The sequence below is a fragment of the Labilithrix luteola genome, assembly GCF_001263205.1.
GTDB lineage: Bacteria > Myxococcota_A > Polyangia > Polyangiales > Polyangiaceae > Labilithrix > Labilithrix luteola.
The window spans coordinates 728,998-742,330 of sequence record NZ_CP012333.1 but is presented as its reverse complement, the minus strand read 5'-3'; the positions used below and the strand labels follow the sequence as shown (position 1 = coordinate 742,330).

Genomic DNA, 13,333 nt, shown 5'->3' with positions numbered 1-13,333 from the left:
CATGAAGCCCACACGACGATTCCATTGGCTGCTCGGCTGCTCGCTCGTGCTCGGCTGTAGCTCCGGCGCCGCGGTCGTCGGCAGCGATCTCGTCGACGGCGGGCGAGCGGACGGGCAGGGGAGCTGCGGCGCGCGCCTCATTGTCGTCGGGACCGACCCGATCAACGCGGTGGTCGCGGACGACACGCATGCGTACGTCGCCGTCTTCAGCCCCACGGTCCCTCAAGGCGGCCAGCCCGCACAGGGGACGGCGCACGTCCTGCGCGTTGCGCTCGACGGCTCGGGGGCGCCCTCCCAGCTCTGGACCGAAGCGCGCGTCAGCGGCCTCGCGATCGACGAGGCGAACGTCTACGTGGCGCGGGCCGACGACACGCACGGGGCAATCGTGAAGTTGTCCAAGGACGGAACGGCATCCCCCGTGGTGCTCGCGGCGGAGCAGCTCTACCCGACGTCCGTTCGGGTGGACGCCACGCACGTCTACTGGACGAATCGCGGAACGCTCTCGACGAGTGGCACCGAGATGCCCGGCGGCGGCGTGTCTCGCGTGGCGAAGTCGGGCGGCGCCGTCGAGCAGCTTGCCGTCGAATCGCTCGAGCCGATGACCCTCGTCGTGGACGACACTTCCGTCTACTGGACGGACGGCTTCTACGCCCAGGCCGGCATCGTGATGGCGGCTCCGAAAGACGGCTCGTCGGCGCCCCGTCAGCTTGCTAGGGGTCAATTCAACCTGACCGGTCTCGCGGCGGACGCGGAGCGAATCTACTGGGCGACCGGTGGCGGCGGCCAGATCGTGGCCCTCCCCAAGACGGGCGGCGCGCCGAGCTCGATCGTCCAGGCCAGCACCACCGTCAGCGTCGTGGCCGACGGCGCCAGCATCTACTTCGTCTCGAACGGGCTCCTCCAGAGGGTCGCCTCGACCGGCGGGCGTCCGGAATCCATCGGGTGCCGAGCCAACATCGATCCGCAGAGTTTCGCCGTCACGCCGACGGCTGTGGTCGTCGCCAACGGATCGAACCTGAACATCGTCGCGAAGAGCGATCACTGACGCGAGCCGGTCGGCCGGCCTGGACCCCGACGGCGGCCGCAAGTCTCGGCGCAAACGTAGGGGTGCGCCATGGCATGCCATAGTGGGCCATGACACGGCTTCGGTCTGCGGTGTTCGAGCATGAGACGCCGAGTTTTCGCGGAGTCTGTCGCTGGTGCGTGACTTGCTTCGTGCAGCTGCGGCCGGGAGCGTTCGCCGCGGATGGCGGGCGATCCTGACTGTGACGCGAGAGGACGACCAAATGAGAATCTTGAAGCTGCCACTGATCCTGACGATCGTGTCGACCACCGCGCTGGCGTGCGGTGGAGCCGTGACTCCGGGCGGCGATGGTGATGACACGCCCGCTGTGAGCCAGCCCCATCAGCCGACGGCGACGACGGATGATCCGGCGCACGCCTCGCCAGGCCAGTCGCCTCCGAGCCAGCCCGTCGTTTCGCCTCCGAGCAGCGCGGATACCGAATCGAACGTCAACCCGCCTGCCGCCCAGGTTTGGTCGATCCCCGACTGCGCCGAGCCGTCGGGACCGATTCATACGTACACGTCCGTCGCCGACGTCCAAGGCCGCATTTCGGGTGTCTGGTACAAGTGCTCGGGCAACGTCCCGGGCCCCGCGGACGCCGTTGCGATCGAGCTGGCCGGGCCATACGCGTACTTGCTCGTGTCATCCGGAGACACGCTCGTTCGCAAGGATTCGTGGGATTACGAGCGGAACGTCGGATACATCGATACGACGATGATGAACGGGCCTGGTTACTACCAGATCAATCTCACCTCTGGCCTCGGCACGCAGATGCTCCAGTCTCGCGTGTCGGAGGACGGTCGCTTCCTCGAGCTCGTTCAATCGTTCGATATGTCGCGGTACGTCCGCGCAACGACCGTCGTACCCTGACCGCGTCTCATTCGAGCAGGCGCTGATCTGGCGTGTGGCAGGTGCCGTGCCATCGAGGAGGCGCCACCTCCTCCAAGCCGACACGGCACGCGTACGTTCACGCCATCGAGGGAAGGCCGGCGAGCGCCATCGCGAGCTCGCCTTCGGCATAGCTTGCGTCGTTGAGTCGACCGGCGGCGAATTCGCTGTAGGCCGCCATGTCGAAGTGACCATGTCCGCAGAGGTTGAAGAGGATCACCTTCGAGGTGCCCTCCTCCTTGCAGCGGAGCGCTTCGTCGATCGCCCCTTTCACCGCGTGATTCGCCTCGGGCGCCGGAAGAATGCCCTCGGCGCGCGCGAAGGTCAGACCGGCTTCGAAGACCGTCGTTTGCGGATAGGCGACGGCCTCGATCAAGCCGAGCTCCTTCAGATGCGAGACGAGCGGCGCCATCCCGTGATACCGGAGGCCACCCGCGTGGAACCCCGGCGGCGTGAACGTCGAGCCGAGCGTGTGCATCTTCACGAGCGGTGACAGATGAGCCGTGTCACCGAAGTCGTAGGCGTACTTGCCGCGTGTGAGTGAAGGACACGCCGCGGGCTCGACGGCCACGACACGAACCTTCTTCTTGCCTCGGAGCTGCTCGCCGATGAAGGGAAAGGCAATGCCCCCGAAATTCGAGCCGCCGCCCGTGCAACCGACAATGACGTCCGGGTAGTCACCCGCCTGCTCGAGTTGGAGCATCGCCTCCTGGCCGACAATCGTCTGGTGGAGCAGCACGTGGTTGAGCACCGAGCCAAGGGCGTACTTCGTCGCCGGATCTTTCGCGGCGACCTCGACGGCCTCGCTGATGGCGATGCCGAGACTGCCGGTGTGGTTCGGGTTCTGTTCGAGGATCGCGCGACCCGATTCGGTCGTGGTGGAGGGAGACGCGATGCACTTCGCTCCGTAGGCCTCCATCAACGCGCGGCGGTACGGCTTCTGATCGTACGAGACGCGTACTTGGAAGACCGTGACCTGGATTCCGAAGAGCGCGCCCGCGAATGCGAGCGACGAGCCCCATTGCCCGGCGCCCGTCTCGGTGGCGAGGCGCTTGATACCTGCCTCCTTGTTGTAGAAGGCTTGGGGCACCGCGGTATTCGGCTTGTGTGAGCCGGCGGGCGAGACCCCTTCGTACTTGTAATAGATGCGGGCCGGCGTCCCGAGGGCTTGTTCGAGGCGGCGTGCGCGGAAGAGCGGTGAGGGCCGCCACTGACGATAGATGTCTCGAACCGGTCTGGGGATCTCGATCCAGCGTTCTGTCGAGACTTCTTGCTCGATCAACGCCATCGGGAACAGCGGCTCGAGATCGGCCGGGCCGAGGGGCTGGTGCGTGCCGGGGTGAAGAGGCGGGGGCGTCGGCTGCGGGAGGTCGGCCGCGATGTTGTACCAGGCCTTCGGCATCCGCTCTTCGTCGAGGACGAACTTCACCGTATCGCTCATCGGATTGCTCTCCTTCTCGTCTTCGTGGACGGGATCGAAGGAGAGCAGCAAATCTTGCTTCGCGCACCGGTCAGCGTAACGACGAATTTCCGCAGAATTCGCACGCAGCGTGACCCGCTCGAGCTGGAAAGTCGAAGTCGCAAAACTCGACGTTCGAGGACGAGCGGGGAGTGCGGGGAGTGCGGGGAGTGCGGGGAGTCGAGGTGCGCGAGGCACGCACCACGCACGGAGCTTCGACTCGGGCCTTTCGCCGGCGTCAGAAGCATTGTCTCATCGGCGGTCATGGCTGCGAAGAAGACGACGAAGGCGACGACGAAGCACAAGATTCCGCCCCGCCCGAAGCAGGCCCCCACCGACGCCGAGTGGATCCCGAAAGACAAGGTCTTTCGCGCCGGGCCCAAGGACGCCAAGGGAAGAAAGCAGGGCCTGTGGCGGGAGTGGTATCCGAGCGGCCGCGTGTCCGGCGAGGTGAATTACAAAGACGACGCCGAGCATGGGGGGGCGTGGTGGGAGCGCGGGGAGGGTGGCGAGTCGAGTCTCGACGGCACCTTCGACGCCAAGGTAGTGCGCGTCGAGCAGACCTACGATCGCGGCGTGATGACGGGCGAACGCTGCTTCACGAAGGGCGGCAAGGTCGTCGGCTCCGATGGAAAGCCTTGGCCGAAGCGCCCGGCCACGGTTCCCGAGGCGGCATCGTGGATCCACGCGACCGAAGCTTGGGTGGAAGGGCCTCTGTTCGGGAACATGAATGGGCGGCAGCGCCTCTGGTACCGCGACGGCCAGCTCCTCGAGGACGCCCACTATCTGGATGGCGACCGCCACGGCAAGTCGCTTCGTTACAAATACGGATCACTTACGGTCGCATCGACGCTCGACGGTCCTCCGCTGACGAGCCTCGTCGAAGCCGAGTACGACAAGGGCCAGCTGCTGCGTGCCGCGTTCTTCGAGAGCGATCTCGGCAAGAGCGACGATCTCAGGGTGGTGACCGTCGACAAGCCCCTTGCCGTTGCCCACTTCAAGAAGGGAAAGCTGCACGGAAAGCTCTCGTGGAACGTCGAGCGGCACCTGACCCTCATGGATCCCGTGCTCAAGTTCGACGACGTCGAGGTGACCGTGGACGAGCTCTTCGGAGAACGTCGCGTGCGCGACCTCGACCATGTCGAAGCCGAATACGAAAATGGAAAGCTCGTCTCGATTCGCAATTTCGACGAGCGCGGAAAGGAAATCCTCCCGGCAAAGCCTGTGAAGGACTTCGGCCAGACGATCGAGCGAGAAACGATCTCCGGTTATATCGAGCGAGGTGACCTGGCGCGTGACCTTGCAGCGTTCTTTCCCAAGTACGCGGCGTCGAAGATCGACGAAGATGCTGCTCGCGCCAAGAAGGCCTTTGCGCGTCTGCCGAAGGAGCACCAGGCGGCCGCCAAAGCACTCGATGCGCTCGCGCGTGGAAAGAAGTTCCCCTCGCTCGTGACGACGAGCCTCGACGCGTACGGCTTCGATACGGTGAAGAACGAGCTCTACGGAGCGACGGACGACCGCTATTTCGGTCTCGCCTACGACGGCATGGGCAATATGCAGTTTCTCGATTTGAAGACCGGAAAGGTGCTCGGCTACGAGCACGAGGAAGGCATCTTCGACAAGCGCCGCGCCTTCCCGACTCTCGACGAGTGGGCCTTCGCCATGGTGCGCCTGGAGCTCGTTCTCGAGCGTCGCGTTCCCGCGGCAGCGATGAAGAAACTCTTCAAACGGCTTGGCCTCGCCGCCGGCGTCTTCGAGCTGGGAATCATCGCCGACGATTGACGTGGCGACCTCCGCGAGGAGGATAAAGTCATACATCGTTACGTCGAAAGCTCGAGCAATGGAGAGCTTGTCAGGCGCGACGGCGAGAGGCATGCATGGTCATTCCCTCTCGTCTTTCTGTTTTCGAATTTCGCAGGACATACGCTTCGCGTGGTGCGCTCACGCGAAGCGTTCTCGCGCTGTCGCTCCTCGGCGTCTTCGCATGCACGTTTCCCAGGAAGACTTCGAGCACCGCGGAGAGCGCGCCGCTCCCGGACGACGGAGGCGCGCCCACATCATGGGCCACCGCGTCGAACGAGACTGAGCCGTCGGTCGCCACATCGAGCATCGAGGACCCCATCGCCACGGACCCGAAGGCCGACGACCGCGAGACGGAGCATGACGACGAAGATCCGACGAGCGCCGACGAAACGGGAGTCGGCGCCTTCGAGCTCGCTGCGCGGCAAGACGGAGAAGCGTGCCGAGCCGAGCTGAAGAAGCTCGGAATACGATTCCAATCGATGCCCGACCGAACGACGCCCGACAAGAACGGATGCGGGATTCCTCATCCCGTCGTCGTGGCGCGCGGATCGACGGGAATCGCGTACGAGCCACCTCTGCTCGTCGATTGCTCTCTGGCGCGCGCGCTTCCGTCGTTCGAGCGCATCGTCCAGCAAGAGGGAGTGACGCACCTTCGTTCGAAGATCGTTCGTATTGGTGATTTGGGCGCCTACGCGTGCCGCCCTCGTCGCAACCTCAGCAAGTCCAAGTCGCTGAGTGCGCACGCCTTCGGCACGGCCTTCGACGTCGCGGCGTTTCATCCCCAGAAAGGTGCGCCTGCAGTGGTGGCGCGCGATTACGTCGAACCGAAACGAACGACGGAATCGCAGGCCGCACGGCGCCGCTTTCTCCACGCCGTCTACACGCGCCTCCGTCGACGCGAAGCGGACTTCACCTACGTCATCGGACCGGACACCAACGCGCTCCACCGCGACCATTTCCACCTCGATCGAGGCGGCTGGCTGTTCTGGTCGAAGAACTGAGCGCTCTCTAAAGTAGCTCTAAAGTTCGCCGACGGCGGGACGTCGTGAACGACGGCGGCGTGGTTTGGGGTGATGAGCCATCATCGCCTTCACGAGAGCGTTCAGCTGCTGCGTCGACGACTCTGCGCGAACTGCCAGCTCCCACGAGAGCCAGAGTCCCTCTTTGCCGATGCGGATTGGGGCGAGCTGCCGGCGTGCGATGGCATCTTCGACGAACCAGCGTGGGCAAACCGTGATTCCCAAGTTGGCGGATGCCATTTCGACAGGCACGCCTGATGAGAACGCGATGTCGGTTACTTTGCGCGGTGTGACGCGCGCTCGCCCGAGAAGCTCGCCGAGTGGCGTGCCCGATGCGAAAGCGTCACGCGGCCCCCAATAGTGCTCGGTCGCGAACGATTCCGGCGCCACCCATTGGCGTGCGAACCACGAATGACCCCGCCCGACGACGGCGACGAGCTCGTCCTCGAAGAGTGGGCGAACGTCGATTCGTGGGTCCTTCGACGTTTCGCCCGACACCAGCGCGAGGTCGAGTTTGCGTGCGCGAAGCCAAGCGAGCGGATCGCTTGCCGCCTCCGGCACGATCGTGATCTCCACCGATGGCCAGGTCACCGCCCAGTTCTTCAGCAGCGCCGGCAGCCATCGATACGAGTGCGCGCACGCCATCGTGATGCGCAATGTTCCCGTCGAACCGTTCATCAGACGCCGCGCTTCGTCTTCCGCGCGACTCATCTCCGTGAGCATACTCCGCGAGGTCTCCGTGAGGTGCGCTGCAGCAGCCGTCGGATGGAGGCGACGCCATCGGCGCTCGAACAGCTTTCCTCCGAGACGATCTTCGAGTTCCCTTAGCTGCAGGCTCAGCGCCGAAGGGGTGAGGTGGAGCTTGCGAGCGGCCGCGTGGAGACTTCCTTCGCCTTCGAGGGCGACGAGGAGGCGGAGGTGTCGAGTGTCGAGTACGGGCGCCGTCATGACATGAGCATGGCTCGACAACTTCGTCGAAACAACGCGTTCGACCAAACTCACGGTCGACGCCAGAATCGGCCTCGATGACACGGCGAACGAGCGCGCCCGTGCTCGGGCTTTGTGCCCTCCTGCTCACGCACTGCGCCCCTCCACCGAAGAACCTGCCCATGTCCGATACTGCCGATCGTTCGGAGATTCGAGATCTCGTCGAGCGCTTTCACGATGCGGTGAATCATCGAGACTTCACCGTGCTCCGCGGGCTGTTCACCAACGACGGTGTCTGGGAAGTGGCGCCGCCGTTCGAGCACCGGTTCGTCGGGCCCGTGGCCATCGAGGCCGGCATCGGCGAGAGTGTGGGGCGGCTCGAGTTTCTCGTGCAGAGCTGCTCGCCGAGCGTTGTCGACATCCGCGGTGAGCAGGCGAGCGGCCGAACCTCGATGCAGGAGTTCGGTCGCTTCCGCGACGGATCATCGATGCGCGTTGCCGGTACGTATTTCGATACGTTCCGAAAGGTCGAAGGCCGATGGCGATTCACCCATCGCGTCTTCCGTGCTCGGTACGCTGACGATACCCCGCTTCCGGGGCGTGTCTTCGACGCCGAGTGAGAACGGCTCAGAGCGGAACGGGGCCTCGTCGCCGTTGAGGGACGATGCGTGGGGCCGGTGCCGTGAATCGCTGGTCGACCACGAAGATGTCGTCCTGCTGTTTGACCGCGAGGGCCACCGTGGGGCTCTCGGGGCGCAACTGCTTGTTGCTCTGGGTGTCGAGGGTCACCTCGATCATCTCTCCAGGGCGGACATCGAGAGCGGCGTGCGCGGCGCCGGACGCGTCCGTCCGCGCGATCTCGCGACCGAGATAGAGCACGGGCAAGTTGGGCCCGTTTTCGGCGCGGACCACGATGACGATGGACCGCGTCATCGAGGGACATGGCACGGCGTACTCGGGCCGACTATCGCCGCCCGTCAAACGACGAAGCGTGATGCGCGTCGGCTTCGCCGGTGATTCATGGCCAGACGGACAGACGACGTTCAGGTCGACGGTGGCGCCCTCGGGCCCTCGCAGCGTGACGAGGGCGGAGCCGTCCGCCGCCGTCGTCGAGAGCGTCCTACCCTCGTGCTGGACGAGTGCGCCAGCGAGCGGGCGATTCGTTTCGTCCGTCGTCCGCACGACGAGCTCGAATGGTGGAGCTTGCTCCGAACGCGCCCCGCATGCGCTGGTTCCGAACGCACCGAGGGCAACGAGAGCAAAAGCGGTCAGGGCATGGGACATGGCGGACGCAAGGCGAAGGTACGCAACGCATGTGACGCGTGCGCGGCGCGCGCGAAGCGGAATCGAGTCTCGAGTTCCTCGCGTGCACGGTGATTCGTACGCCTCCCCACCCGCGTCGCCATCGGAGCCGTGACGCCTCCGTCGCGCAGGCGGAGCGAAGGCGAGCGTGGGTGTGTCGAGTCTGTCGCGCGTCTTTTCGAAGTTCGCCGCGAGAACCGCGTTGCGACCGGGTGGCACGACCGCTGCACTGGGCCGCGCACGATGCGGCTGAAGGCCAGTACGTCTGCGCGCACGGCGACCCGGCGTTACGGGACCACCCGGCGTGGCGCCGTACTGACGGAGTACGTGGTCGTCGTAGGGGTCTGTGGAATCGTCCTTTCTTTGGCGACGGCCAGTCTCGGTCCGTCGCTCGCAGACGCCTATTCGAAGAATCGCCGCATCCTGATGGCACCCGTTCCCTGAGCTCGACTTCGAACGCAAATACGGAGGATCTCGATCATGAAGAGCATGTCCAAACTCGTCAAAGATACGCGCGGCGCCAACTTCGTCGAATACCTGGTCATCGTCGGCGTCGTTGCCCTCGTGGGCCTCACGGCGTTCGTTGCCTTCGGTGGAAAGGTCACCACGAAGATTGGGCAAGAGGGCGATCGCGTCAACAGCATCCAGGTGCAGTAACGGACGCCTTCCGATCGAGCGAACTCCACGCTGGTTCGCTCGATCGCACGTCACGCGTCAATCCCAAGTGAGGCGCCGTCGTGATCATGAGATTACCTACTGCGGCGACCGCTTGCGTGGCCCGAGGATTTCGGGGCCCACGGTGGGCGAGGGCCCCGAAATCCTCGGTCCCTTGCGCAAGTCTGTCGCGAACTCCATTTGACTATTCAATCAGCGCAACGGAGTTGCGCTGTAGACGACTCCGCGGTGGCGTGCGCGCACGACGTGGCGGGGTACAAATCGAGTACATCGTCATCGTCGCCGCGGTGGTCCTCGCCGCGATCGGGGGCTTCTCTTACTTCGGGACGACCGTGGGCACGAAGGTGCAGTCACAAGGGGCGAGTCCTGCGCGCATGGGGCTCTGAGCCATGTTTCGCCGCTTCGCCCGCGAAATCGACGGATGACCATCTCTCCCGCGTTCGCCGTCCTCGCCGTCGTCCTCGCACTCGCTGCGGCGCTCTTCGATTGGAAATCGGGGGAAGTGCCGAATTGGCTCACGCTCGGTCCGCTTCCTTTCGCGGTCCTCGCGCATGCCGCCGCCGCGGGCCCTCACGACGGCGCCTTCGGGATTGCTGCGGCGCCGTTCTGTGCCCTCGTCTCTCTCGTGGGCGCGGTCGCTTGCAGCGTGGTTCCGCTCGTCATGTATCGTTTCGCGCTCCTTGGCGGAGCCGACGTGAAGCTGCTGGCTTCGCTCGGCGCGCTCTTGATGCCGCGCCTCGGCGTGGAGGCGGAGCTCGCGGGGCTCCTGCTCGGTGGATTCTTTGCGCTTGCCCGGCTCGCGTACCAAGGTCGTCTTCTCGTGACGCTGGGGAGGAACGTGCTCTTTCTCGTACACGCACTCGGCCCAGCCAAACGACGTAAGCAGCTTCCCGAGCCGATGTTGGATTCGATTCGGCTCTGTCCGTTCTTGTTCCTGGGGACAACGCTGGTCGTCCTTCTCCGGAACTCGGGGGCGCTCGGTCAGTGATGTTCGCGGACGACGTCTGGAGACTCGGATGACTGGCTATCACCTACTTCTTCTCGTCGCGGCGACCGTGAGCGCCGGTGCAGCCTGGACCGACTGGCGCACCGGACACATTCCCAACTGGTTGTCCTTCGGCGCGCTCGCGGGAGCACCGGCCTTGCACGCCGTGCTCACGGTGCTGGAGGGAGGCTCTTCGACGGACGCCGGACGAGCGGTGTTTGCCTCTTTGCTCGGCGCCTTCGCATGCGGGATTCTTCCTTATCTCCTCTTTCGCCGCGATGCGCTGGGGGGAGGGGACGTGAAGCTGTTTGCAGCGATGGGTGCTCTCTGCCGCCCGGTCGTCGGGTTTCATGCCGAGACCTACGCCTTCATCGTCGGGATGATCTTCGCTCTCGTCATGGTGGGGCTTCAGGGAAAGCTCCGGACGACGTTCGGCAACGTCGCATCGCTGTTGAAGCCTCCCGCGGGTCGCCACGAGGGAGCGTTCGTCGTCGATCCATCCGGCCCTCAGATGACGTCGTTCCGTTTTGCGCCGAGCATCTTCGTGGGCGTTTGCATCGCCGCGGCGCTCGACTGGAGAGCCGGATGATGCCCGCCGGCTCTCGAGCGACGCGCGGCGCCGTCTACGTCGAGTTCATGATCGCGGTGGTTCCGCTCTTCATGGTGTTTTGGGGCCTGATGCAGCTCAACGGCTTCCTCGTCGCCGACCTCGTCACCCGCCATGCCGCGGTCAACGCCGTGCGGGCAGCCATCGTCTGCGACTCCGACGAGAAGACGAAGGGCGAAAGCGGCGCGGTCGAATGCGCGACGGAAGCCGCGAAGATGACGACGAAGGCAGTCCAGAGCATCGAGACCACGACGGTCACCGTTCGAGGAGCAAGCGAGTCGGGCAATGCGCCCGTCATCGCGCAGGTCTCGGCGACCTATCACTGCCAAGTTCCCCTCATGGCTCGCGTGGTCTGCGGTGGCAGCGATTCGAGGGTCATCGTCCGAGAAGCAACGCTGCCGAACCAAGGCCACTACTACAAATTCTGACCGCCGAGTTTCGCGACGATGACCACGACCATGAATCAATTCATCGAAGATCGTCGCGGGGCCATCATGGTCATCGCGATCTTCATGTCGGCGTTCCTCGTCGGCGCGATTTGGTACCTGCTGGGCGTCGGCGAAGCGATTGTCTATCGCGAGCATCTCCGGGCCGCGGCGGATGCCACGGCGTTCGACGCCGCGACCGTTCATGCGCTCGGCATGAACATGATTGCGATGCTGAACATCGTCATGGCCGCGATCATGGCGATTCTCATCCTGCTCACGCTGATCTTCTTCATCGCTGTTGCGGTCACGATTCTCATCACGGCGTGCGCGTTCATTCCCTTCTTGGGAATAGCTTGTGCCGGCGGCATCTCGCCGATGGTTCAGCTCGACCTCCGCATTCTGCAGATGACGAACAAGTTCCGCGACCGCTTCGCGTTTCCCGCGATCAAGGCGCTGAACATCACGGAGGGGTCGCTCGCGATCGGAATGCCTTGGGTTGCCAAGGTCGTCGCCGGTACCGTCGTGGACTCGTATTCGAAGGCGGTCGTCGAGACGGACATGTTCAGCATGAGCATGATCCCGATGCGCGTGCCCTTCGTGAGCAGCAAGGCGTTCGGCGCGATCGACAAGCAGTTCCAGAAGCTGCCCATCCTCAAAGACTTCCCCAAGGCGAACGACAAGAATCCGGTCCAGCTCCGAATCCCGGACTTCCAGCGCTACGGCCTGCCGGTCGAGGACGACAAGTTCAACATGCTGTGCACGCACGGCGGAATGGTGCTCGTAAATGGCTTCGGCTCGCTGGTCACCACCATCGTCGGAGCCGACCCCGCCTCGTCGAGCATGTCGGACGGCTTCGACAAGTTCGGCTCGTTCTTCGGCATGATCGTCGGACAGATGCCGGGAATCTTCTGCTCGGGGTTGTCTCCCATAGACATGCTCGGCGGCATCCTCGGCAATATCCCGCTGGTCGGCTGGGTCGCGAAGCCCATGCTGGATCTTGCCATCAAGAACAATCCGAGCCTGAGCAAGCTCAAAGCCAAAGACGGCCAGAGCGAGGACATGCTCGCGCCGATGAAGCCATTCGAGATGTCGAAGAACGGAAACGGCTGGATGCAGATCTGGTCGTCCGTCAAAGGCAATCCTGACGGTACGAAGAGCGCGAATACGGGCGTTCTCGTTCCGTCGTGGGGACTCGCGCAGACCGCTTCCGAGGCCGTCCCCGGCGACAATGTCGATTTTGCCGAAGCCGAGTTCTACTACGACTGCGGAGCTCCCGACAGCGGCGCGAACCAGACGGTTCTGGGCTACGGCGACACGAGCGGCGACTGGGGATCGTGCAAGTACAACGCGATGTGGAATCTGCGCTGGAAGGCGCGACTTCGGCGGTATCACGAGTTCGAGTATGACGTGTTGAAGAGCGTCGAGCTCTTTCTCTGGAGCAGCCTCGGCAGCGAACAGTATCTCCAGGAGCTGGGCAACAAGATCCCAGGCCTCGGCAAGGGGGCGTTCTTCAAAACGCAGATCATCGATCGGGTGAAGGCCTGCTTCACCAGCGTGGGTAGTGGAAGTTCGAATTGTCCGATTCCGCTGCCGACCGGGGCAGGCAAGGTGGGCATCGGCGTTGGCGCCGGCGCGGACTACGATCTGCAGAAGGAGGTCTTCCATTGAAAGACCGTCAGGTATCCGCTCGCCTTCGCCTTCGCCGTCGTCGCGAGCTCGGAGCCGCGCTCGTCGAGGCCGTGGTCGTCATCCCCACGTTCGTCGTCTTGTTGGGCGGAATGCTCTTCCTCCACAGCGTGGTCGTGCACAAGCAGCAGACCATGCGCGAGTCACGCCGGATGGCCTGGACCAGTGCGATGGCCGGATGCGGCGGCGGCTCGATGGGCGGGCCGACCTTGAACAATAACATGAGTGGCGCCCCGGGCTCCGATGCGAGCCTCTCGGACCAGATGGGGCGAGCGGAGTCCGAAGTCTCGGGCTTCGCGGCGGTGTCGGTGCTGGGCGGACCCGCCGCGGGCGGTGGCGTTGGCTTCTACCAGCGCGTCGACGCGAAGACGACGGTGCTCTGCAACAACGTGACCCGCGCGGGTGACGTTGGCGGCGTGTTCGACTTCCTCTTCGGGGCAGGCGGCGGCATCGGAACGTTGATCGACGATTTCAAGTGAGTCGCCGAGGG

15 protein-coding genes are annotated in these 13,333 nt (G+C 64.4%); 12 read left to right on the top strand and 3 right to left on the bottom strand.

Features of this window, described 5'->3' with window-relative positions:
- Position 1 precedes the first annotated feature (1 nt).
- Together AKJ09_RS03445 and AKJ09_RS03440 are read left to right on the top strand one after the other, a co-directional pair.
- Complete coding sequence (locus tag AKJ09_RS03445; protein ID WP_146645747.1) at positions 2 to 1,045, top strand: SMP-30/gluconolactonase/LRE family protein; 1,044 nt, start codon at positions 2 to 4, stop codon at positions 1,043 to 1,045.
- A 241-nt stretch (positions 1,046 to 1,286) separates the two neighbouring features.
- A complete protein-coding gene (locus tag AKJ09_RS03440; protein WP_146645746.1) occupies positions 1,287 to 1,934 on the top strand; it encodes a hypothetical protein in 648 nt (215 codons plus the stop codon).
- A gap of 97 nt (positions 1,935 to 2,031) precedes the next feature.
- On the opposite strand, the gene AKJ09_RS03435 is transcribed toward AKJ09_RS03440, so the two are convergent.
- Positions 2,032 to 3,393, bottom strand: coding sequence for a TrpB-like pyridoxal phosphate-dependent enzyme (locus tag AKJ09_RS03435; protein WP_146655425.1), 1,362 nt, complete (start codon positions 3,391 to 3,393; stop codon positions 2,032 to 2,034).
- A gap of 282 nt (positions 3,394 to 3,675) precedes the next feature.
- On the opposite strand from AKJ09_RS03435, the gene AKJ09_RS03430 reads away from it, so the two are divergent.
- Positions 3,676 to 5,193 (top strand): toxin-antitoxin system YwqK family antitoxin, encoded by a 1,518-nt coding sequence (locus AKJ09_RS03430; protein WP_146645745.1) that lies wholly within the window; start codon positions 3,676 to 3,678, stop codon positions 5,191 to 5,193.
- A gap of 95 nt (positions 5,194 to 5,288) precedes the next feature.
- Positions 5,289 to 6,215 carry an extensin-like domain-containing protein gene (locus AKJ09_RS03425; protein ID WP_146645744.1) on the top strand — a complete coding sequence of 309 codons (927 nt, stop codon included), beginning with the start codon at positions 5,289 to 5,291 and terminating at the stop codon, positions 6,213 to 6,215.
- An 18-nt stretch (positions 6,216 to 6,233) separates the two neighbouring features.
- Here the strand turns inward: AKJ09_RS03425 and AKJ09_RS03420 are convergent, their stop codons facing one another.
- Positions 6,234 to 7,181: a LysR family transcriptional regulator gene (locus AKJ09_RS03420; protein WP_146645743.1), complete on the bottom strand. Its 948-nt coding sequence runs from the start codon at positions 7,179 to 7,181 to the stop codon at positions 6,234 to 6,236.
- A gap of 77 nt (positions 7,182 to 7,258) precedes the next feature.
- Between AKJ09_RS03420 and AKJ09_RS03415 the strand changes: the two genes are divergently transcribed.
- On the top strand, positions 7,259 to 7,780 hold the full coding sequence (locus tag AKJ09_RS03415) for a nuclear transport factor 2 family protein (protein ID WP_146645742.1): 522 nt from the start codon (positions 7,259 to 7,261) through the stop codon (positions 7,778 to 7,780).
- Positions 7,781 to 7,787: 7 nt separating this feature from the next.
- Here AKJ09_RS03415 and AKJ09_RS03410 read toward each other — a convergent pair whose 3' ends face one another.
- Entirely contained in the window at positions 7,788 to 8,444 is a 657-nt protein-coding gene (locus tag AKJ09_RS03410) for a pancreatic ribonuclease family protein (RefSeq protein WP_146645741.1), read from the bottom strand.
- 498 nt (positions 8,445 to 8,942) lie between these two features.
- On the opposite strand from AKJ09_RS03410, the gene AKJ09_RS52635 reads away from it, so the two are divergent.
- The 7 genes from AKJ09_RS52635 (at position 8,943) to AKJ09_RS03385 (ending at position 13,322) form a co-directional block, all read left to right on the top strand.
- The gene (locus AKJ09_RS52635; RefSeq protein WP_169927220.1) at positions 8,943 to 9,119 is read left to right on the top strand and encodes a Flp family type IVb pilin; all 177 of its coding nucleotides are present in this window, start codon (positions 8,943 to 8,945) and stop codon (positions 9,117 to 9,119) included.
- A 251-nt stretch (positions 9,120 to 9,370) separates the two neighbouring features.
- Positions 9,371 to 9,523 (top strand): hypothetical protein, encoded by a 153-nt coding sequence (locus AKJ09_RS52630; RefSeq protein ID WP_169927219.1) that lies wholly within the window; start codon positions 9,371 to 9,373, stop codon positions 9,521 to 9,523.
- 35 nt (positions 9,524 to 9,558) lie between these two features.
- Positions 9,559 to 10,125, top strand: coding sequence for an A24 family peptidase (locus AKJ09_RS03405; RefSeq protein WP_146645740.1), 567 nt, complete (start codon positions 9,559 to 9,561; stop codon positions 10,123 to 10,125).
- Positions 10,126 to 10,153: 28 nt separating this feature from the next.
- On the top strand, positions 10,154 to 10,711 hold the full coding sequence (locus tag AKJ09_RS03400; RefSeq protein WP_146645739.1) for an A24 family peptidase: 558 nt from the start codon (positions 10,154 to 10,156) through the stop codon (positions 10,709 to 10,711).
- Positions 10,708 to 11,157, top strand: coding sequence for a TadE/TadG family type IV pilus assembly protein (locus AKJ09_RS03395; protein ID WP_146645738.1), 450 nt, complete (start codon positions 10,708 to 10,710; stop codon positions 11,155 to 11,157). The genes AKJ09_RS03400 and AKJ09_RS03395 overlap by 4 nt, the downstream gene beginning before the upstream one ends.
- Before the next feature lie 18 nt (positions 11,158 to 11,175).
- Positions 11,176 to 12,825, top strand: a complete 1,650-nt coding sequence (locus AKJ09_RS03390) for a hypothetical protein (protein ID WP_169927218.1) — start codon at positions 11,176 to 11,178, stop codon at positions 12,823 to 12,825.
- Entirely contained in the window at positions 12,822 to 13,322 is a 501-nt protein-coding gene (locus AKJ09_RS03385; RefSeq protein WP_146645736.1) for a hypothetical protein, read from the top strand. The genes AKJ09_RS03390 and AKJ09_RS03385 overlap by 4 nt, the downstream gene beginning before the upstream one ends.
- Positions 13,323 to 13,333: the final 11 nt, after the last annotated feature.